Raw genomic sequence first — 21,149 nt, forward strand, 5'->3', positions numbered from 1 at the left:
CTACGAAGTGCCGCAGACTGTAATCGTAGGAAACGGGGAATAACACGCCTTCGATGCAGCTGGTGCCCGATGGAAGTGGAGGGAACCATTTGATGACACGTCTCCGGAAGACACTTGGCATGGTCTTCGGAGCGTCGATTTCCCTGTTCCTTGGAGCCATTGTCGCCTTGGCAGAAGACATCGCCGAACTGGACGCCATTGCGGCGCAACTACTGCCGGAAAAGGTTGCTACCGCCGTCGCTGCGATCCCGGAAGGGCCGCGCAAACTTCTTGCAATGCGCAGCTACCTGCGGTTCTCCGGCAAATTGGAGGAACGTTGGAGCTGGACGGAGGAAGAGATTGCCGCGTTCAAGGGAACCGAAGCGCAGCAGGCGCTGCAATCCGAGATCGACGCCATCAGCGCCGATTTCGCCGAGCGCAATCGCGGCTACGGGATCTACGTTCATTCCCGCGTGCGCAGCCTCGACACCCAGATTGATCACTGGAACGGGAACGACTCGGTCGGGGTGTCGGGCGCCGAAACTTACGACGCCTGGCTGAAAAGCGGCACCGCCTCGACTTCGCCCACCGACCCCGAAGCGTTAGCACGTTTCGAGACCTGGCTGAAGGGGTTCACCCCAGCAAATCGCGCGCACCTGGCCGCCCCGGGTCTGTCCAGACATGGTCGCGCGCAGGCGATTGATTTCCAGATCACCAAAGATGGAGAGACAGTTGCAGGCACCGACTACGATGCGATCGAGACTGAGTGGCAGCAAGGCGGTTGGGAAGAAAAACTCAAGGCCAGCGTCACGGCCGCCGGTCCTTCCTTCTCCGGGCCGCTGACGTCGATCAACGAGCCGTGGCACTACGACTATGCGCCTCAACCGGGTATGGTCGGAGCCACCGCATCGCAATAATTGGCGATGCGACGCGCTTCTCCATACGCAAGGAAATTCCTGGAGCAAGTGTGCCAAAATCAAGCGTCTCGAGCCGTTTTCCGGAGCTTGCTCAGATAGATCGTCAAACTTCTCCGGCGAAGTGGCACAGGACATCCGTTTGACCGATCCGTTTGCGGGGAGGCGCCTCGGAACGGCACAGATCGGTTGCATGCGAGCAGCGCGATGCGAAGCGGCATCCCCGGACCGTCACGTCGCCATCGGTAAGGCTCTTTCGCCCGCGCCGCTCTTTTCGAAGTCGCGGGTCGGGGATCGGCACCGCATTCAAAAGCGCGCGCGAATAGGGGTGTCGCGGTCGCTCGAAAATCTCGCCGGTCTCGGCCAGCTCGACGATCTGCCCGCGATACATCACCGCCACCCGGTCGCAGATATGCTCCACGACGGCCAGATCATGCGCGATGAAAATGTAAGTGAGGTTCAGGCTCTCCTGCAGATCCTGCAACAGGTTCAGGGTCTGTGCCTGGATGGACACGTCGAGCGCCGAGACCGACTCGTCGGCGATGACCAGTTCGGGATTGGTGGCCAAAGCCCTCGCGATGCCCAGACGTTGCCTTTGCCCGCCGGAAAATGCGCCGGGGTAGCGGTGGAGTATCTCCGGGCGCAGACCGACCCTGAACAGCAGATCCGCGACCCGGTCCGCAAGCTCCTTTCCGCGCAGCCCTTCCGTCTTGCGCAGCACCTGGCCAACAAGTTCGATCACTGGCAGGCGCGGGTTGAGAGAGCTTTGCGGGTCTTGGAAAATCATCCGGATACTGCGCCAGACCGTGCGGAGTTGCTCCGGGCCGCTTGCCGTCAGGTCGACAGGTTCGGCCCCCTTGCCCCTGAACTCCACGGTGCCGCCGGTTGGCGTGTGGGTCCTAATGATACAGCGCCCGAGCGTTGTCTTTCCGCTGCCGCTCTCTCCTACGATGCCAAATGTCTCGCCGCGCAGTACCTCGAAGGAGACATCGTCCACCGCGCGCACCGTTGGCGGGGTTTTCCCGAACCAGCCATCGGTTGCTCCGAAATGCATGTCCAGGTTGGACACTCGCAGGATAGCATCACTCATCAGCCAGCGCCTCCGAATGCAGGAAACAGGCAACTTCGCTCTCGCCGACGGGTGACAGGCCCGGCTGGCGGACATCGCAGACCCCTGCGATGGCGTGATCGCAACGCGTTCGGAAGGAACAACTAGTTGGGCGTGCCAGCGGATGCGGCACCATTCCCCTGATCGCCGGAAGGCGGTGCTTGCGTTCCATACCGATACGCGGAACGGATTCCAGCAGCGCGCGAGTATAGGGGTGTTTTGGCGCTTCGAAGATCGAGTAGACATCGCCCCGCTCCACGACCTTCCCCATATACATCACCGCCACGTCCTCGGCGACTTCTGCCACCACGCCAAGATCGTGCGTGATGAGCATCACGCCCATGTTGAATTCCTCCTTCAGATCCGCGATCAGGTCGAGAATCTGGGCTTGTGTGGTAACGTCGAGCGCGGTTGTCGGCTCGTCGGCGATCAGCAGCCGTGGCTGGCAACAGAGCGCCATGGCGATCATCGCCCGTTGCCGCATCCCCCCTGAAAGCTCGAACGGATAGGCCTCGAACCTCTCTGCGGGGGGGCGTCAGACAAGTTCTAACTAGTCTCTACAAGGGCAGGATAGCGGTCCCTTATGCCGCGCAGAGACCGCGCCACTCGGTGAGAGCAGCGGCACGGTTGAGCTTGAAATTCGTCCGTGAATAGATGTGACGTTCCTGATTGAAGTGATTGTGGACCGAGGCGTGGACGGAGACGAATTTCTGCAGACTTCGCATTCGCCGGAACCGCTGCATCGCCCGCTCTCGTCGTCGGAATGGCAGATGCGAATTCTCCGCACGGTTGTTCAGCCAACGGCCCGTATCCTGCAGGTCCGTTGCGCCGATTTCCCTCAGAGCGGCGCCGTAGGACCGAAGCAAGTCAGTCACGATGGCCTCAGGCCGGCCGTATCGTCGCATCGTTTTCTTCAAGAATTTCAACGCAGCTTTCTTGTCTCGCGTCTTCGTCACGAAGCTTTCCAGCACCTCGCCCTCATGATCGACGGCCGGCCAGAGGTAGTGTCGTTCGCCGTTGATCTTCACGAACACCTCATCCAAATGCTACCGCCACTGCGGTCCCGAACGCAGGCGCTCTGCGCGTTTCTTGCGGATCTCGGCGGCAAACATCGGGCCGAACTGGGAGAATGCCGACTTTGCCGCCATTCGCTGCAGATACAACATTCCCAAACCGGCACCCGGCAACGCGAGCAAGGAACAGACGTTCGCAGTGGTCCGCACCAAGGTCAACAAAACGAGACATTTCTTCCATTCTCCGCGGCTGCAAAAGAATTGTCTGGCCGAGCAAAATGGTAATGAGGTGGCGGGCCGGGGACATTGCCCGGCCCGACTGTTCTTAGCTGCGCTTGCTCACGAACTTCTTGATCTCACCCGAAGCGAGACGCGACTGGTAGGACTTAAGCTCCTTCATCACGATGGGCATCAGCACGTAAAGCGCCGCGATGTTGACCACCGCCATGGCAAAGATCGCCGCATCGGAAAAATCGATGACCGGGCCAAGGTTTGCGGCGGCGCCGATCACGACGAAAACGCAGAACATCACCTTGAACACCAGTTCCGTCGTCTTGCCTTCGCCGAACAGATATGTCCAGGCTTTGAGGCCGTAGTAGGACCACGAGATCATCGTTGAGAAGGCGAAGAGGATCACCGCGATGGCCAGGACATAGGGGAACCAGCTGATTCCAGTAGCAAAGGCGGCAGAGGTCAGGGCGACGCCGGTGTTGCCGTCGACAGTCGAGATCATCGTGCCGGCCTCATTGAGGATGAAACGCCCGGTATCACCATCCATGATCAACTGGCCCGAGATGGTGATGACCAGGGCGGTCATCGTGCAGATCACCACGGTGTCGATGAAGGGTTCCAGCAGCGACACGAAACCTTCGGTGATCGGCTCTTTCGTCCGCACGGCCGAGTGAGCGATGGCAGCCGAGCCGACGCCCGCCTCGTTCGAGAAGGCAGCCCGCTTGAAGCCCTGGATCAGCGCACCGACAAGGCCGCCAGCCACGCCAAGGCCGGTGAAGGCACCGGCGAAAATCTGGCCGAAGGCCCAGCCGATCTTGTCGAATTCGACAATGAGGATGATCAGCGCGGCGCCGACGTAGAGGATGCCCATGAACGGCACGACCTTTTCGGTGACCCGCGCAATGGACTTGATCCCGCCGACGATGACGGCAAAGACGACGCCCGCGAAGATCAGGCCGGTGATCCAGCCGGGAAATTCGCCCAGAATGCCCGATATCTGCGCATGCGCCTGGTTGGCCTGGAACATGTTGCCGCCGCCCAGTGCGCCGAGGATGCAGAAGAGCGAGAACAGCACGGCCATGAACTTGCCGCCCGGAATGCCGCGTTCCTTGAACCCTTTGGAAATATAGTACATCGGGCCGCCCGAGACCGTGCCGTCGGGGTATTCATTGCGGTATTTCACGCCCAGTGTACACTCGGTAAACTTGGACGCCATGCCCAGAAGACCCGCGAGGATCATCCAAAAAGTAGCCCCAGGGCCCCCGATACCAACGGCCACTGCGACACCCGCGATGTTGCCCAGGCCCACGGTGCCGGACAGCGCGGTTGCCAGCGCTTGAAAATGGCTGACCTCGCCAGCGTCATTAGGATCGGAATAGTCGCCTTTGACGAGTTGGATCGAGTGCTTGAACCATTTGAATTGAACAAAGCCGAAGTAAAGCGTGAAAATCGAGGCGGCGACCACCAGCCACATCACGATCCAGGGGAAGGACGTGCCGGGGATCGGAGCGAAGATCAGGTTGACGAAGGGACCGGTGACAGCGGCAAACACTTCGTTCACCGTCTGGTCGATGGTTTTCGCCTCTTGCGCGGCCAGAGCCGACGATGAAAGGATGAGGCCGGTCACGGCCGTTGGGAATATGAATTTCATCTGGAATTCTCCTTAGCCCACGACCGTTACGGGCACACTGGCGTGCATGACGAGGTTCGCGGTGGAGGAACCGAAAATGCGTTGCGTGATGCCGCTTTCAGAAGTCCGCGCGACGACAATTTGTGATGCGCCTTCCTTGACTGCAATGTCGTCCAGCAAGTCGGCTACATCGCCATGCCGTACGATGCCGCGCACGGTGTGGCCTGCCTCTTTTGCGGCGTTGACCGCGGGAGTCACCACGCGATCCATTGCCATCTTGATCTCTTCCTCGCGCCGTTTGTGACGCTCGGCATTTTCCTCGGGCGTCTGGAATGTGAAGGGCGACCATTCCACTACATAGACCAGGATCAATTCGCACTCGCCGATCAGCGACCCTAGCTTCCGGGCATAGTCCACGGCGCGCGAACCAGACCCGCTACCATCAAGTCCCACGACTATCTTTGTTAACATTCCGTCCCCCACTGAATTGAAATTATTAGCTATTATATCATGACCTAGCACTCATCAGCTACATCGTGCTCCGTAAGATTACGCGCGCACAGCGCCTATTTCCAAACCTTTTCATTTCATCCTAAAGCATTTCGGTTTTAACCTGAGACATATCCGGCAGCCTTGAATTAGTTCCAGCACTCTTCGGGATCGTATAGTTCGCAGATTTCCCCGATAGCGTCGAAGACCTCGGAGAATGTTCTCGCCCCGTAGCGTCTCAGGTGGGCTTTCAGCTTTGAGAATGCCTGTTCGATGGGGTTCAGGTCCGGCGAGTATGGCGGCAGGTAGAGGAACCAGCAGCCGTGGTCGCGCAAGGCCTGCGCGGCCACTTTATTGCGGTGCGTCGCCAGGTTGTCGAGGATCACAACGGTTCCGGGTTCGAGTTCCGGAACCAGTACCTCGCGCACGTAGGCGGCAAAGGCTGGACCATCCATCGCCCCCTTGATGACCCACGGTGCGATCAGGGCGTCCTGCGTCAGCCCCGCGATCAACGTCTGCGTGCCCCAGCTTCCGAAAGGGGCGTCCATCGTCAGGCGGTGGCCCCGTTTCGCCCTGCCGCGCAGGCGGGTCAGGTTCGTTTTCACCGCCGTTTCATCAATGAAGACAACGCGATCCGGTCGTTCCGAGATGGCCTGGAGGCGATGCCTGAACCAGTCGGCGCGTTGCTGCCTTTCCTTGGCGCGGCGGCGCTCGGTCGCGACCAGCGACTTTTTTTGTACGTGAACCCGAGCCGGGATAGCAGGTTTGCGATGGACGAGTGATGGACCTGCACGCCCTGCGCCTCTGCCAACGCGTCCCGTAGTTCAAAGAGCGTGATGTCGGGGTCTTGTGCGATCAGTTCTTCGAAGAAGGCCCGGTGAGGCGCCAGTTTTCCCGCGCCGCGCGGACGCCCTTGAGGTGCCGGCTCAGCATCCCCCTTGTCGCGAACCCGCCGCGACCAGCGTGCCCCTGTCGCGGGCGAAAGCCGCAGGCGCAACGCCGCCGCGCGCCCGCTTAACCCCTCCTCAATCAATCTCTGAAACCGCGACCGAAGCGCAGATGGCAAAGGTGCTGACATGATCCATCCTCCCAAACAGGATGAACGTATGGCCCGCCCGGTCTGCAAGTTGTTTTTTGGATCAAGCTCTGCGCAGTCTGCATCAACGTATCCGGTCTCAGGGTCTTGCCCTGGCCAAGATGGGGTTCGCGCGCCGGCATCCTCATAATCACAACAGTCTGTCACGACCATTCAATTTCTCCAGGTTTTGCCGTCGCCGCTCAACTGTCAGGCCATCTCCTCTCAACCACTCGCAGGCAGGGTCGCCGGCTCTGTTCGCCGGTTGCCCGTCTTGTCAGGCAGCCAACACGCGCTGGTAGCCCTGTTCCTTCCTGAGCAAAGCCCAGATCGTTCGCGCAAGCTTTGCTGCCAGTGCCACTACGACCACATTTTTGTGGGCCCGGGTGGATAGATCACGAAGCCAAGCCCCCAGTTGCGATGGTTCATGGATTAATCTGTGCAACACCGCACGCGCACCATGGATCAATGTACTGCGCAAGTATCTGTTGCCGCGCTTCGAGATACCCAGAAGCTTCTGCCGCCCGCCTGTCGAGGCCTGCCTTGGTGTGAGCCCAAGCCACGCCGCCAGATCGCGGCCACGTCCAAAAGCTTCGGCATTGCCAACCGCTGCGACAAAGGCGGTCGCGTTGATGGCGCCAATGCCCGGTATGCTCATCAGGCGCTGCGCCGCCATGTCCTCCCGAGCCATCGTCATGAACTCCTTGTCAAAGGCCGAAATCCGCTCGTCCAGAGATCGCCATTGTGCGCGCATGTCTTCGATTAGACCTCGAATTCGAGGGGAAAGATCCGGGTGCTCTTCATCGGCAAAGACAGTCAGCTCCGCTTCGAGCTTCTTGCGACCCTGAGCGACCGTGATGCCACGCTCCAGCAAGAGAGATCGCAGATTATTGATCAGAGCGGTACGTTCCGACACAAGCCGAGACCGCGCACGATGCAGAGATTGAACATCGGACTGCTCCTGGGTCTTGATCCGGACAAACCGCATTGTAGGACGCGTTGCGGCTTCAGCAATCGCCTCCGCGTCGCGGTCATCATTCTTCTGTGCCTTCACATAAGGTTTGACGTATTCCGGCGACATGAGCCGAACATCAAAACCAGAGCGATCAAAAACACGCCCCAAATGATGCGCGCCACAACACGCTTCCATTGCAACCACGCATTGCTCGAGGTCCTGGACAAAGGCAACAAGGCCTGCGCGCCGCAGACGCTTTCGAATGACAACCGTACCGGCCGCGTCCAAACCGACAAGACTGCAAACCGTCTTGCCCAAATCAATCCCAAGAGTAACAATCGACATTGGTCCGCTCCTTTCCCTTTTGACCAAGGCGACCATAACAAAGGTCGCCGCCGAAAAGGGCGGGCCATCCCATAATCACAAAACGACCTAAAGGGGAATCGCCCGATTCAGGTATTTCCAGAAACGCTTTAGTCACAGTCTCTCCCGAAAATCGGTGTGCCGCTAAGGTTAGTGTCCACTCTGACACCGCCAAGGAAAAGGCAAAGGTGGACGACTTTTACGCCGCCCGCAGCAGGCTCATCCCGCCGCAACGGTGGTCGACTTTCTCACCGCCGTTCTCACGCTGGTTTTGGAAGTGGCAGGCGTGCATCCATTTGGAGCCACGCTCTTGGGATGACGGACAGTCACTCCATTGATCGTTGCAGGCAGACCCTGTTTGCGTCGACCCGCAAGTCATAGGCTTGGATGGCGGATGGAAATTCGACTTCGGTGCATAATTCAAAATCCGTCGGTGCAATGCGCTGATACGTGATTGCGGTGGCATACCCGGTCAGCTGCACTGGGTTGCGCGCGCAGATCAATGGGTCAAGCATGCCCGGCAGGTTCGCGCGGTCGATCTGAGAACAGGCGGCGACGTCCGCCGTGAGACTGCGCAGATCGGAGATGCGCCAACGGTCGCGCTGTTCCATCTGGCCTTGGGCCGGACCACCCACTATCCACAGAGTCAGACCCAAGGCAATCATGGCCAACCCCGTCAGAACCCAGGCCGCAGGGAGATGGGCAAAGCGAAAGGGCAGATCACGGTTCTCGCGAAAATATGCCAACACAATCAGAGACATCAAGGCAACCGTAACGGATTTAACAAGGAACCGCAGTGTGATTTGTCCGTCGAGCCAACTGTAGATCAGATAGAGCGCATCGCCCAAGAGCGTGATCACCGCGACCAGCATGGCGATGGCCGACAGCCACCGGCGCATCGTTCCGTGTTTTCGCGAAGAATCTGAAGCAGCCGCACGCCGGTCTTTTCGATCCATTGCCCAGAATACAGGGACAAAGACAATCAGCGCAGCCATCGACCAGCGCAGCGTGGCCAAACCCGAATAGCTGTGTAGTTCATCCGGTTCTGGCAACCAGACTTTGATCTGCGCGAAGAGCAAAGCGAGCGTGTTTCCGGCAACCATTCCGAACACCACGAAGAGCAAAGCATAGAACAAGGCGTCTCGCGCCGCTGAGGAGCGAACCGGTCGGGGTACGGCGCCCGCACCATCGCAGATCATCCAACCTGACAGGGCTGTAACGATTTCGGTCTCGGTCCAGTTTGCGGATTTCAGGCTGCTGTGCACGTCATCTTTGGAGCGACCGGACTGCAAGGCGTCTCGAACATAGCTGGAGAGTTCTGGCGGAATGTGCATGGTGGAGCGTTCTTTCATTACAGCAGTGCTTCTGGAACGATCAGGTCACACAAGCGGCAAAGGCAATCGACCGAAAACAGCCCGGCGTGAGCAAGCGCCTGTGAACTGTCCACGTGTCGCTGAACAAACCACCAACGATGTCGTCGAGGCCGAGGACGTCAGCAAGTCCCGCAGGAGCAATACATCGCCGACAGAACTGAATTTCGAGCCATGAAAATCGAACCTGGCCTGACGATCAAGATCGAGCCGAACATCATTCGTTTCTTCTGCAGCCCCCGCCGGTGACCGTCCAATTGGATTCAATTTAACATACTGAAAAAATTATACTCAATCCCTGCACGTGCGCGAAAGCGGGGCATGACTAACTCGCTGCATTCGTCGCAAAGAAATAGGTTGCGCATATGCCTTCTTGGGCAACACCAGTCGGTATTTCCGTTCCAGTGAACATGGCGATGCCGAGGATCTTGGACCCAGAGCTTTCCTCATCCCAGACTGCCATGTACGTGACTGGCTGGTCTCCACACAGCGTGTTTTGCTGCCGAAGAGGCCCCACGTCTCCTGAAATCCGGAACACCTGTGCAACAGGTACATTGCCGGACGCTCCCCAATCACCCGAAGCTGCTTGGTCGACCAAATCGAGATCGAGAAGCTGACCCGTCTCGAAAACCATCCGCTTTGAAGAAAGGATCACTGGTCCAGTAATCGCGATTGCTGTTTCGCTATAAGGGTTGAAAGCCTGCGCCTCCTCCAGCACAGATTGAGACGCGGCCGGAGCGCCCGCGACTCCAGTCAAAAAAAATGCCACCAGTATCCAACGACCCATATCTTTCCCCCTACATCGAAGTAGCTTGACGATATCCCAACGTGTGCTGATCGAAAAGGCATACCTCGGTGAGTTGCCGCACCAGAAAATTCAGGGACAGACCGGGCTCCCACTGGGAACGGTGAAATCGGGTACACGTCTTTGGCTGGGGCGCCTGCGGAACGAATTGCGGGGGTTTCATTGAGATGACCCAGATTGAGCTGTGAACCGGCATGGAAAAGTGACCCCGTAGCGGGGTGATCGGCATCCAAGAATGACCCCCTTACATTGGTGGTGATGATGCTTCCGAGGCAATCGGGAGCAGGTTCGGGATGTTGGTCGTGGAGACGATTGCGAAGATCCGTCGGGCATATTTTCAGGATGGCAAATCCATCAAACAGATTTGCCGGGAACTGCGCGTGTCGCGGAACACGGTTCGGAAGGTGATCCGGTCCGGCGCGACGGAGTTCAGCTATGAGCGGACCGTCCAGCCGCAGCCGAAGATCGGCCCGTGGCGGGACGAGTTGGATCGGATGCTGGCCGAGAATCTTCGCAAGCCGAAACGGGAGCGGCTGACCCGGATCCGGATATTCGAGGAGCTTCGGGATCTCGGATATGACGGCGGCTATGATGCCGTTCGCAGATACGCTGCGGCCTGGTCGAAGTCGGAATCGGAAGCCACGGCGGCAGCGTTTGTCCCGCTGAGCTTCGACCCTGGCGAAGCCTATCAGTTCGACTGGAGCCACGAGGTGGCGATCATCGACGGGGTGACCACGACGATCAAGGTGGCCCACGTTCGTCTCTGTCACAGCCGGATGATCTTCGTTCGGGCTTATCCGCGCGAGACGCAGGAGATGGTGTTCGACGCCCATGACAAGGCATTCGCCTTTTGGGGCGGAGCCTGCGCTCGCGGGATCTACGACAATATGAAGACCGCCGTGGATGCGATCTTCGTCGGCAAGGATCGGGCCTACAACCGTCGCTTCCAGCAGATGTGCAGCCATTTCCTGGTCGATCCGGTTGCCTGCACCCCGGCCTCAGGATGGGAGAAAGGTCAGGTCGAGAACCAGGTCGGCGTGATCCGTCGGCGGTTCTTCGTTCCCCGACCGAAGTTCAGGAATCTCGATGAGCTCAACGCCTGGCTTCTGGACCGCTGTGTCGCCTGGGCGAAGGCGCATCCTCACACGGAGATGCGGGATCGGACCATTTGGGAGGTATTCGAAGAGGAGCGCCCGAAGCTCGTCCCCTATGCTGGCCCGTTCGATGGCTTCCATGCCACCCCGGCCTCTGTGTCCAAGACCTGCCTCGTCCGCTTTGATCGGAACCGGTATTCTGTTGATGCCCGAGCCGTCGGTCGGCCCGTCGAGATCCGCGCCTATGCCGAGCGGGTCGAGTTCTGGCAGGGCGGCCAGATCGTTGGACAGCACAGGCGAGCCTTCGGGCGCGATCAGGCCGTCTATGATCCATTGCACTACATCCCGGTCTTGGCCCGCAAACCTGGCGCTTTGCGCAACGGCGCTCCCTTCAAGGAGTGGGAACTGCCAATCGCCATGCGTCGCATCAGGCGCAAGTTGGAGCGGGTTCCTAACGGTGACCGGCAGATGGTCGAGATCTTCGCCGGTCTGCTGACCGATGGCCCCGATGCTGTCGAAGCTGCCTGTGCCGAGGCCATCGCCGAGGGTGTCCATTCCGCTGATGTCGTTCTGAACATCCTTGCACGCCGCCGCGAACCAGAACGTCCGGCGGATATCGAGATCCCGGATGCGTTGAAGCTGACACGTGAGCCGATTGCCGACTGCGCCCGATATGACACCCTGAGGAGAGATGCCAATGGAACGAACCAATGTGCTGGACGCGATGGGCCAGTTGAAGCTGTACGGAATGAAGGCGGCCTATGACGAGATCATCGCCACGGCGGTGAAACGTCAGCATGAGCCGCAGAAGATCGTCGGTGATTTGCTACAGGCAGAAATCAGCGAGAAGCAGGCGCGGTCGATCAAGTACCAGATGACAATCTCCAAACTGCCACTGGCAAAGGAGATCGACGAGTTCGACTTCGACGGAACGCCTGTCAATGAGACCCTGGCTCGGGATCTGGCACGCGGCGACTTCCTCGAACAGCAACGCAATGTCGTCCTCGTCGGCGGCACCGGAACCGGGAAAACCCACCTTGCCGTTGCTATCGCACGGGCCTGCGTCCGAAACGGGGCGCGAGGCCGGTTCTTCAACGTCGTCGACCTCGTAAACAAGCTCGACGCCGAAGCGCGCGCCGACAGGCAAGGACGGACCGCCGACCTCCTGTGCCGCCTCGACTTCCTGATCCTCGATGAACTCGGCTATCTCCCCTTCGCCCAGACCGGCGGACAACTCCTGTTCCACCTGATCAGCCGCCTCTACGAACGAACTTCGATCATCGTGACAACCAACCTGGCCTTTGGCGAATGGCCGAGCGTCTTCGGCGATGCCAAGATGACCACCGCCCTGCTGGATCGCCTCACGCATCACTGCGACATCATAGAAACCGGCAACGAAAGCTGGCGCTTCAAGACCCGCGAATGAGCTCGGAAACGCCGCTGGCCCGATCCGGCTACGCCACCTGACAGCTCCACCGCATCGGGCCAGCTACCGTCATGCCAGAGGGGTCAAAGTTGGACGCCGATACGGGGTCAAAGTTCGGTGCCGATTGACACTACCCAGCTTTTAGCACGATTATCGTTCGGTCATCGGACCATTGAGATCTTGTGGAGCCTTTGACGTTCGCAAAACGATCGATGCGGTGAAAGTCCTCGGCTTCGGTCCGCGCAAACGAAGCTTCCCATGATTCCACGGTCGGTTGGTCTGCCAGCGATTCGTACCCATCCGAGAATAATTCGATGCTCGCGACGTCCGATTTGGAGCGGGTCATGTCCAGCAGCTCCGTCAGCTTGGACTCTGTCCCATTCAGCGTATCGAAGCAAAGCGGGTTGCCCTGGGCGTTTCCGAAACGGTGCTGGATCTGTATCCCGCCCTCGAGGAATGCGCGAACGATCTCTTCATGGGCGAACAGGCTGGTGTTCCGGATCACCAGATCAATGATGTTGCCAACTTCTGCGCCGCTCAACAGGCCCTTCTGAACGGCATTGTCGAACCCAAGAAGGATGCAGGTCCGGGCGGCCATTTCCACTTTGTTGGCGTCCTCAATACGGCTGCGTAATGAGTTGAAGGCCGCGACACGAGCGATCGTCGCCACGGTGTCGATGAGCTTGTTATTTCGGAAAACCTCCGTCGCGTTCAATCGCAATCCGGTGTCGCCTAGGAGAAGAAATCTCCAATCCTCCCCGCAATCGAGAACGATTGCGGCGGTAGTGGACGGTGGAATCGGGAGATCGGTGGCGTCGAACTTGCGGCGGAGCACTGCCTCCAGCCTGCGAATGATTTCGCGGCCTTCCATGTCGTTCACACCATGCTCCTGCGCCAACGCGGCCACCTCCGAAGCCACGGCGAGCGCTGCCAGCCGACCCGTCGTTGCACCATTCACCCGTGTACCCCGTGGGTCGGTTGCGCCATCGAAAACCCCGCAGACCCGCCCAGGGATCAGCAGCGCAACGTCATCACCGGGATCGGCTTTGTCGCGGTACTTGGATCGGCTGAACAGTTCGGTGCGCATGGGACAACCTTAGAGAAAGGACGATTCGCGGTTCTCGGCGAAGCGGAATACGGCAAAAACACAGGCTCCGGTGCACAACAACAGAACCGTCGAAAGGGCAGCAGCCAGGCCGAACTCTCCGTCCAGAACAGCCAGATAAATGGAAACCGGCATGGTCAGAGTTCCGCTGTCATAGATGATTAGCGTACCCGAAAGCTCATTGATTGCCGTAATAAAGCTCATCAGCGATCCGACGACCAAGCCCGGCAGGATCAGTGGCAGGGTTACCTTCAGGAAGGCCGTTAGGGGTGGTGCTCCAAGATTGATCGCGGCTTCCTCCATCGAGGGCTTGACCTGCCTGAGAGACGACGTTGTTGAGCGCACGCCATAGGGCAGACGCCGGATGAAATAGAGCAGTATCAGAAGCCAGGCCGCGCCCATGCCACTCAGGAAGCCTGTTCGGAAGGTTGTGACGAAGCCGATGGCCATCACCACTCCCGGTACCAGATACGGCACCATCATCAGAAAATCGATCGCGCCTGCTGCCCGTGTCTCGCGCCGCACGATCACATAGCTGATGAATGCAGAAAAGATGGTGATCAGTACCACTGCCGAAAACGCGAAGAGGAAGCTGTTGCCGATGGCCTCTGGCGCTTGCCGCCACATGCGTGCGTAGCTTTCCAAACCAAATCCACCCACGAAGACCGGGCCGTTTGTTTTCAAGAAAGACGTATACACAACAACAAGGTTGGGCAGCATCGCGATCAGCACGGCGCCGTGGCAGAACAGGTGAACCGCGATGTTCTTCCAGCCAGTCAGGTGCATTTTGATCGGCAGGTTGGTGAGGCTGCTGGCATACCGCCGCCGGGCCAGGATGCGGCGCTGCGCCAGCAATGCAAGCATCGAGATCGCGATCATGATCATCGACACCGTCACCGCCATCGTCGGCAGGCCACCAAGCTCCGAACGGTAGGCCGCGAACGCAATCGTCGATAGCGTCCTGAATCCCCGTCCAAGGATCGCGGGCGTGCCGAAATCGGCAATTGACAGCACGAAACATATGATGGCGCCGGTACTGATGGCAGGAAAGACAAGTGGCAGGGTGATCTTGACGAAACGCTGCCAGGGCGTGCAGCCCAGATTGTCTGCCGCATCCTCGAAGGATTTGTTGACGGCCATGAGCGCCGTCTGGGTCATCAGAAAGACGAAGGGAAAGAATTTCAGCGTGAAGACTAGAATAATCCCGTGCGCGCCGTAGATGGTTGGTATATCGATCCCCAAGCGCTCGAAAAAGTTGGTGATGAACCCGTTGGAGCCCAGCATCATGATCCAGGCATAGGCACCGATGAATGGCGGAGCGACAAGAACAAGGATCGCCAGCGTCGAGATCCATGTACGCCCCCAGAGATGGAACCGCGCGGTGAAGAACGCGAGCGGGATGCCGACGAGGCAGGCTCCAATTGTTCCCAGCAGCCCCACGAAGAGAGTGTTTTTCAGACCCCGCAGGTAGAAGTTCCGGGTGAAGACCTCGACGTAATTGCCCAGCGTCCAGTTGCCGGTATCGGCATCCACGAAGGACAGCACCATGACCCGGAAGATCGGGATAAGGAGCAGAAGCACAAGCACAGCGAGCACCACGCCAGTGACGCCGGTCCAGAAATCAAGTCTGCGACCTACGATTGTCATGCCATCCTGCGCCCGGTTTCACTGTCCTCAAAAAAGGCAAGGTCTTCCCTGCGTACGCACATGCTGATCGCGCTGCCCGGATCAAGCGCGATGACCGCGGGGTCTGGCCGGGCAAGGGATTTGACCACTTCGCCTGACTCTGTGCGCGCCAGTACTTCCATTTCACGGCCGATGAAACTGACGTTGGCAAGCCTCGCCGGGATCGAGACTTCATCCTCGGCAGCTTGAGTTTCACCGGGCGCCACGCGCAAGACCTCGGGCCGTACAGCACAGACCAGTGTCTCACCCTTGTCGCCAAGGGCTTTGTGGCTCACCAAAGCGCCGCCCGACGCGAGGCGTAGCTGGTCCGTGTCACGGGTGAGAGCCAGAAAGGAATTGGCCCCCACGAAGGTCGCGACAAAGCGGTTTGCAGGCGTCATGTAGATGTCGAGCGGGCTCGCGGCCTGCTGGATGACGCCTTGGTGCATCACACAAACCGTGTCCGACATTGCCAGCGCCTCTTCCTGGTCATGGGTCACGTAGATCGTCGTGATGCCAAGGTCCTTCTGAATGCGACGAAGCTCCGCCCGGAGATCGACCCGCAAGCGCGCATCCAGATTGGACAGAGGCTCATCCATCAGCAGGACCTTTGGACGGACAACGATGGCACGGGCGAGGCCCACGCGCTGCTGTTGACCGCCTGACAACTCATGCGGCATTCGGTCGGCGAAGGCGCCGAGCTGGACAACCTCCAGAACCTCGGACACCCGCCGATCCATGTCCGCGCGAGGTACCTTCCTCTGTTTCAGCCCGAAGGCCACGTTCTCGCGCACGCTTATATGCGGAAAGATTGCGTAATCCTGAAACACCATGCCCACATCGCGGCGATGAGCGGGCAAGGCCTCGATCGGATTGCCATCGAGGGAAATGGAACCGGCATCCTGGTCATGGAACCCCGCAATGGTGCGCAACAGTGTTGTCTTCCCACAGCCTGATGGACCCAGAAGCGTGTAGAAAGCGCCTGACGGGATGTTGATATTGATATCGGAAAGGGCCACCACGTCGCCGTAAAGCTTGCGGAGCCCGGTGATGTCGACCGAGGTCATGAAGGCTACCTCACGAGAAGGAGAAGCCGGGTGCGACACGACGCACCCGGCAGCACTTGGGTCACTGGACGTCCAGAACCATATCTTTCCACTGGTCGACAAGACGCGCCCGGTTTTCGGCCGCCCACGCGGCGTCATAGCCAACGGAATTCACCTGATCGAGCGGCAACAGCGCAGGGTTGGAGCCTACATCGGAACGCACGGGCCGACGACCCTGCTCGGCAACCACGGCCTGCGCATCGGCAGAAAGCATGAAGTCGAGGAACGCCTTGCCGTTGTCGCCATTGGGCGCACCAGCGACCAATGCCATGGCATCCGGGGCGATCGCGGTGCCCTCGGAGGGGTAGACGATTTCGACCGGGCCACCGCCTTCGACGTAGCGCAGTGCCGCGTCTTCGAGCGTTACGCCAACAGCCAGTTCCCCATCGTTGACGAAACGTGGCACGGCGCCCGAACTATCAGAGAGGACGAAGTTGGACAGCAGCCCTTTGTAGACGTCCCAGCCCGCCTCTTCGCCGCCAAAAGCCTGAAGCACCGTGGCCAGCTGAATATAGGCCGACCCGGATGCCTCGGCCCGGGCCGAGGAGATCTTGTCGTCATATTGCGGGTCGGAGAGAGCGGCCCAACTGTCGGGCTTGGGCAGCCCGTCAAGCTCGCCCTCATTGACGATCAGAACCATCACGACCGCAGTGAAGGGGGTCCACATTTCGCTTTGCTTCATTCCGTCGGCGAGCATGTCGGACCCGGCCGCCTCGTAAGCCTCGAAGAGGTCCGGGTTGAAGTCGATGACTGTACCGTCAACGCTCCAGAGAACGTCTGCCATGGGGTTGTCGGATTCGGCGGTCAGACGGTTGAGCAACTCGCCGGATCCCGCCTTGATGATCTCAACCGAGGTTCCTGTCTTGTCCTCAAACATCGGCACAAGTGCGTCGATGAAATTCTGAGGTACGGCGGTGTAAACCGTCACGGACCCTTCCGCTGATGCCATCGTGGCACCAAACGCAAGAGCAGACGATAACGCCATTGTCCTGAACATTGTCTTCATGTGGCCTCCCAAAGTCGGATTGGCCGGGCATTGACTGCCCGGTCCCATAACGCGGATTAGCATCGTTCAGTAGACGAGATTGAAGTGTCCATTCCAAGACAATTTTTTGTCCGGCCGCATCGCTTGCCAGCTTTCCATGGCAGGCATCAGACGCCGGCACACCAAGCCACGTGCTCAAGATCCGGGCGGCAACATCCACAGCTGGCCTGCGTCTTGGTAAGGTCCCGGACCAATCGTCAAGTGTCTTGCGAAGGCTGTCACTTAGCATGATCCGCCGAAGAAGAGTCAGAGAGAGGCCAGGGTGACACGCATAGTTGCCGAACCTAGGCGATCAACGTTTCCAACGGTTTCCAACATACGTTTGGTTTGCCCTGTGGCCCGGTGAACTCGAAATAGCAGCCACCGCCACCCGGGACCTGGTCATGTTTCCGGCTGATCGGAAGACCTGAAAGGTAGCAAAACAAAAGTGTCCCCACGCCACCATGACCAACAAACAGAACGTCACCCTCAGGGCGCGCTCTGAGGCATGCGCGAACCTCTTCGACAATCCGAGTTTGAGCCTGTTTTGCCGTTTCCCAGCCCCTCACGCTCTCCTCAGGGGAGGCGAAGAATTGATTTGCAACGGCCTCGAACTCCTCGGGGGGAAGAAACCCGGTCGCACTGCGGTCATTCTCGTGCATCGCTTCGCGTATCTCCAGTCGGCATCCAAGGGCATTCGCCAGTGGCGTGGCTGTCTCGATCGCCTTAGTCTCAGCGCTGCTGATCACGTGCCGTGTGCCCAGTAGAGCATTGGACGCGGCAAGTGCAGCAATGCGCCTCGATCCCTGCTCGTTCAGCGACCAACTCGGAACAGGCTTGGTTGGATCGATCAGGACCTGTGGGTGGGAAAGGTATCGAACGATTTGTGTCATGATCGCATGTTACCGGACTGCCGAAAGCCTAGAAAGCCCGCTGAACGGGATTTGGTTCTCTTTGTGACGAACGGCCGGAAACCATCGTCACTGATCTGATTCGCTCTTACGGTGCGGGCTAAAAGGAAGTTGGCGCTTCTGCACCGCAAGAAACCGGTTGTTGGTGGAACAACAGGGCGGAGATTTCGCACCTGCCGTTTCGACGACGAGAGCTATCGATGCGGCGCTACCGGTCTACGCATTCCGCAGATGTTTGTCGCCGTCCACGCCTCTCTCCACTCATTTCCACTCGGAACGGCACAAGGGGCGACCATCCTGTCCTCGCGTAGGCTGGTTCGAAATCGTCTGGCAATACCAGAGTCCTTGCTCGGGTTTCAGCCGTCTTGCCGAAACTGGCTTTCCACATGGGCCGAGGCGACACCCTGCGCGGGATCATGACGCGGCCGCTTTCCGGGCGAGAAGTGCGGCCCCACGGGCTCCGGAGCTGTCGCCGTGACGGGCTGTCCGGATCGCCGGTATGCGCGCGTTGCCAAGGTGAAGGACTTCCAGCGCCGCTGCCAGGCGCTCAGAAATTCCAGGCATGTTGGAGACACCACCGCCAATTACGATGCAGTCCGGATCCAGAAGAAGCTGGATGGTGTCGAGGCACTCGGCGGCGAGGTCGGCCCAGATCTCCAGTATCTCCTCGGCGCGGGAATGCCCGGCAATTTCGTTGGCAGGGACGACTTTACCCAATTTCCATTCTGCCAAACGGGCCAATCCGGTGCCAGAGATGTAGTTTTCCGTGCAGGCAACGCGTCCGCAGCCACAGTTCCAGAGAGGTAAGCCGTGACGCGCCAGAACGCGGGCCGACATTCCAACATGACCGATCTCGACAGCCAAACCTGCGTGACGATGGGCCAGTTCGGAGCCCAGGCAGAAGCCGCCACCGACGCCCGTGCCTAGCACCAGCCCCATGACAGAGTGAAACTCCGTACCTGCCCCGCCATCGGCTTCGGAAAAGGCAAACGCCATGCAGTCGTTCACCACGGGGACTTTCCGACCTAGAGCGGTTTCCAGCGAATGGCTGACCGAATGACCCGTCGCCGGGATGTTGGAGGCGAAGTTTACGCCGGTGACCGGATCCAAGATGCCAGGGACTGCAATGCCCACCGGAAGGCCGGGTGCCTGGGTCTCGAGCCAGGCGATCTGCTGCAGCAGCGCATCCATCAAGTCCTCGAAACTGGACTGGGGTGTCGGAATTCGGTTGGTCTCCAACGTGTCTGCCTGCGGTCCTCCAAAACACCGCGCCTCGATTTTCGTTCCGCCTAGGTCGATTCCGCCGCACAGCATCGATCTAGCCTGCATATGGATAGAAACTCACGCCGGAAACCACGCGGCTGAGGTTCTGACCCTTGAACGGATCATCGACGCAATATCCCAGTTCGGCCGACCAACGCGCTCCGAGCACCTGGGACGGAATTACATAAAGCGGCGCATCTGCGCGTGCGCAACCGGTTGTCTGAACGGGGATATCGCCGCCCCGGCCGATCGTCGTGACCTTCGCGGACGGAAACTGCGCACGGATCTCAACCGCAATATCATCATCGTAACGGTGGGTATGATCGTACGGATGCAACATGACAAAAACATGCGTCGAATCGTTCACCGCCGCCTTGGGGCCATGCCTGAACCCCAGGGCGCTGTCCCATTGGGTGATTGTCTGCCCGGCGGTCAGTTCCAATACCTTCAGGGAGCTTTCCCTGGCCGCACCGGTCAATGCGCCCGAGCCGAGGAAAATGGCCCGTTCCGGTCGCGGCAATTCGGCCATTGTCGGCACTTCCAGAAGGGCCTCCGCCGCCGTTGCAAGCGCGGGCAGGCCGGTTTCGGGATCGAAGGGGGAGAGACAGGCGAGCGCCGAGAGCAGCATTGTCGAAAAGCTCGATGTCATTGCGAAGCCACGATCGTGGGTCGCTGGCGGCAAGGCAATGATCCGATCTTCCCCAGGGCCGGGCGCGGCGCGCGTGGCCAACGCACCCGTCGGATTGCAGGTGACGTGTAGGCGATCCCAGTCCGGCCGGTGCGCGTCGAGAAGATCCAGCGACATGATCGATTCCGAACTATCGCCTGAGCGGCCGAACTGAACAATGAGGACGTGGTCCCGTCGTTCCAGATACGATTGAGGCGCGGAAACAAGGTCCGTTGTCGGGATCGCCCGGAGGCGCGCGTCGCCGCTTGCAACCACATCGCCGATGTAAGCCGAACTGCCAGCGCCGCAAAGCCAGATTTCGGACGGCTGGCGGTTTGCGATCCAAGTGCGGATCTCGAGGGCTCTGCCTGCAAGCGAGTTGGCCCATCTTCGCCAGATTTCCGGTTGGGCGTGAATCTCTGACCAAGTGGCGCTTTCGGTGAGTGGGTCGGTATGGATCTTCATGAATCACCCAGGGATGGCAAGGAGTCGCATGCAATCGCGGGAACGATTTGGACCCCTACTACGTGCTCTCGTATTGCCAGAGCGTCGGGACGGCCCTCCCGAAGATCGGTTACAACGATTTCGACTTCCTCCAGCCCGTAGATCGCTCTTGTCAGAGCAACAGGGCACAAGTATCGCTCTGCGCCTGTCTGCTGTATTGCAGTTCCAAATCTTCTATAGCTGCTTGGCCAAAGCCAAGAAGGCGGCAGCGACCAGCACTGAAATTCCTCCTTCAAACCATACGACATCAGTTTCTTCTGACAAGGGTCTCGCCTGCGACAGCCGATTTTTCCTGATGTACTGCCCAGCGGAAATGCCGAAGGCGTCGACGAAGCATTGGTGCAGGCGGGTCCGACCGACCCCGAGCGCTCCGAAAAGCTCCGCAAGGTTCAGTCCCGCAGGAGGTGCTGTCATGTGTGGACGGCTCCGTTGGCGCAAGGGATGATTTGAGT

19 protein-coding genes and 3 pseudogenes are annotated in these 21,149 nt (G+C 59.3%); 4 read left to right on the top strand and 18 right to left on the bottom strand.

The features are described 5' to 3' along the window. Positions 1–92 precede the first annotated feature (92 nt). A complete protein-coding gene (locus AX756_RS22670) occupies positions 93–896 on the top strand; it encodes a hypothetical protein (RefSeq protein ID WP_156461632.1) in 804 nt (267 codons plus the stop codon). Positions 897–999: 103 nt separating this feature from the next. On the opposite strand, the gene AX756_RS22675 is transcribed toward AX756_RS22670, so the two are convergent. The 10 genes and pseudogenes from AX756_RS22675 to AX756_RS22720 all read right to left on the bottom strand — a co-directional run bounded on the left by AX756_RS22675 (position 1,000) and on the right by AX756_RS22720 (position 9,914). Further along, positions 1,000–1,983, bottom strand: a complete 984-nt coding sequence (locus tag AX756_RS22675; RefSeq protein WP_068317560.1) for an ABC transporter ATP-binding protein — start codon at positions 1,981–1,983, stop codon at positions 1,000–1,002. Beyond that, positions 1,976–2,344, bottom strand: a complete 369-nt coding sequence (locus AX756_RS26695; protein WP_321186388.1) for an oligopeptide/dipeptide ABC transporter ATP-binding protein — start codon at positions 2,342–2,344, stop codon at positions 1,976–1,978. Before AX756_RS26695 ends, AX756_RS22675 begins: the two co-directional genes overlap by 8 nt. A 78-nt stretch (positions 2,345–2,422) precedes the next feature. Further along, positions 2,423–2,509, bottom strand: a pseudogene (locus AX756_RS26700) (ATP-binding cassette domain-containing protein); the annotation flags it as partial. 73 nt (positions 2,510–2,582) lie between these two features. After that, positions 2,583–3,131: pseudogene (locus AX756_RS22685) on the bottom strand (IS6 family transposase); the annotation flags it as partial. Between the two features lie 208 nt (positions 3,132–3,339). Further along, positions 3,340–4,896 carry an alanine/glycine:cation symporter family protein gene (locus tag AX756_RS22690; RefSeq protein ID WP_068317566.1) on the bottom strand — a complete coding sequence of 519 codons (1,557 nt, stop codon included), beginning with the start codon at positions 4,894–4,896 and terminating at the stop codon, positions 3,340–3,342. Between the two features lie 12 nt (positions 4,897–4,908). Next, on the bottom strand, positions 4,909–5,346 hold the full coding sequence (locus tag AX756_RS22695; protein ID WP_068317569.1) for a universal stress protein: 438 nt from the start codon (positions 5,344–5,346) through the stop codon (positions 4,909–4,911). 167 nt (positions 5,347–5,513) lie between these two features. Continuing rightward, positions 5,514–6,442, bottom strand: a protein-coding gene (locus AX756_RS25290; RefSeq protein WP_156461633.1) for an IS630 family transposase whose coding sequence is annotated in 2 segments (ribosomal slippage) — positions 5,514–6,098 and positions 6,101–6,442 — 927 coding nt in all. Because the reading frame shifts where the segments join, the coding sequence is not laid out codon by codon here. Positions 6,443–6,716: 274 nt separating this feature from the next. Continuing rightward, positions 6,717–7,739 carry an IS110 family RNA-guided transposase gene (locus AX756_RS22710; RefSeq protein WP_068317578.1) on the bottom strand — a complete coding sequence of 341 codons (1,023 nt, stop codon included), beginning with the start codon at positions 7,737–7,739 and terminating at the stop codon, positions 6,717–6,719. Between the two features lie 344 nt (positions 7,740–8,083). Next, on the bottom strand, positions 8,084–9,109 hold the full coding sequence (locus AX756_RS22715) for a DUF5671 domain-containing protein (RefSeq protein ID WP_231701154.1): 1,026 nt from the start codon (positions 9,107–9,109) through the stop codon (positions 8,084–8,086). Positions 9,110–9,452: 343 nt separating this feature from the next. Next, positions 9,453–9,914 carry a hypothetical protein gene (locus AX756_RS22720; protein WP_068317581.1) on the bottom strand — a complete coding sequence of 154 codons (462 nt, stop codon included), beginning with the start codon at positions 9,912–9,914 and terminating at the stop codon, positions 9,453–9,455. A gap of 311 nt (positions 9,915–10,225) precedes the next feature. On the opposite strand from AX756_RS22720, the gene istA reads away from it, so the two are divergent. Continuing rightward, entirely contained in the window at positions 10,226–11,791 is a 1,566-nt protein-coding gene (gene istA, locus AX756_RS22725; protein ID WP_068317584.1) for an IS21 family transposase, read from the top strand. Further along, on the top strand, positions 11,724–12,452 hold the full coding sequence (gene istB, locus AX756_RS22730) for an IS21-like element helper ATPase IstB (RefSeq protein WP_068317588.1): 729 nt from the start codon (positions 11,724–11,726) through the stop codon (positions 12,450–12,452). The genes istA and istB overlap by 68 nt, the downstream gene beginning before the upstream one ends. A 130-nt stretch (positions 12,453–12,582) precedes the next feature. On the opposite strand, the gene AX756_RS22735 is transcribed toward istB, so the two are convergent. The 5 genes from AX756_RS22735 to AX756_RS22755 form a co-directional block, all read right to left on the bottom strand. After that, the gene (locus AX756_RS22735) at positions 12,583–13,539 is read right to left on the bottom strand and encodes a hypothetical protein (protein ID WP_068317590.1); all 957 of its coding nucleotides are present in this window, start codon (positions 13,537–13,539) and stop codon (positions 12,583–12,585) included. Positions 13,540–13,548: 9 nt separating this feature from the next. Beyond that, positions 13,549–15,090 (bottom strand): ABC transporter permease, encoded by a 1,542-nt coding sequence (locus AX756_RS22740; protein ID WP_231701155.1) that lies wholly within the window; start codon positions 15,088–15,090, stop codon positions 13,549–13,551. Positions 15,091–15,200: 110 nt separating this feature from the next. Then, positions 15,201–16,289 (bottom strand): ABC transporter ATP-binding protein, encoded by a 1,089-nt coding sequence (locus tag AX756_RS22745; protein WP_068317595.1) that lies wholly within the window; start codon positions 16,287–16,289, stop codon positions 15,201–15,203. A gap of 61 nt (positions 16,290–16,350) precedes the next feature. After that, positions 16,351–17,334 (bottom strand): extracellular solute-binding protein, encoded by a 984-nt coding sequence (locus AX756_RS22750; protein ID WP_068317598.1) that lies wholly within the window; start codon positions 17,332–17,334, stop codon positions 16,351–16,353. A 323-nt stretch (positions 17,335–17,657) separates the two neighbouring features. Then, positions 17,658–18,245 carry a histidine phosphatase family protein gene (locus AX756_RS22755; RefSeq protein WP_068317603.1) on the bottom strand — a complete coding sequence of 196 codons (588 nt, stop codon included), beginning with the start codon at positions 18,243–18,245 and terminating at the stop codon, positions 17,658–17,660. A 74-nt stretch (positions 18,246–18,319) separates the two neighbouring features. Between AX756_RS22755 and AX756_RS26915 the strand changes: the two are divergent. Next, positions 18,320–18,543, top strand: a pseudogene (locus tag AX756_RS26915) (DDE-type integrase/transposase/recombinase); the annotation flags it as partial. Between the two features lie 134 nt (positions 18,544–18,677). Here the strand turns inward: AX756_RS26915 and AX756_RS22760 are convergent. The 3 genes from AX756_RS22760 to AX756_RS22770 all read right to left on the bottom strand — a co-directional run. After that, entirely contained in the window at positions 18,678–19,577 is a 900-nt protein-coding gene (locus AX756_RS22760) for an ROK family protein (protein WP_068317604.1), read from the bottom strand. Positions 19,578–19,581: 4 nt separating this feature from the next. Then, positions 19,582–20,331, bottom strand: a complete 750-nt coding sequence (locus AX756_RS22765) for an AgaS family sugar isomerase (protein ID WP_331457782.1) — start codon at positions 20,329–20,331, stop codon at positions 19,582–19,584. 540 nt (positions 20,332–20,871) lie between these two features. Next, positions 20,872–21,149: helix-turn-helix transcriptional regulator (locus AX756_RS22770; protein ID WP_231701157.1), on the bottom strand; the 278-nt coding region annotated here is incomplete at its 5' end.

It is taken from the genome of Aliiruegeria sabulilitoris, assembly GCF_001558155.1.
Taxonomy (GTDB): domain Bacteria; phylum Pseudomonadota; class Alphaproteobacteria; order Rhodobacterales; family Rhodobacteraceae; genus Tropicimonas; species Tropicimonas sabulilitoris.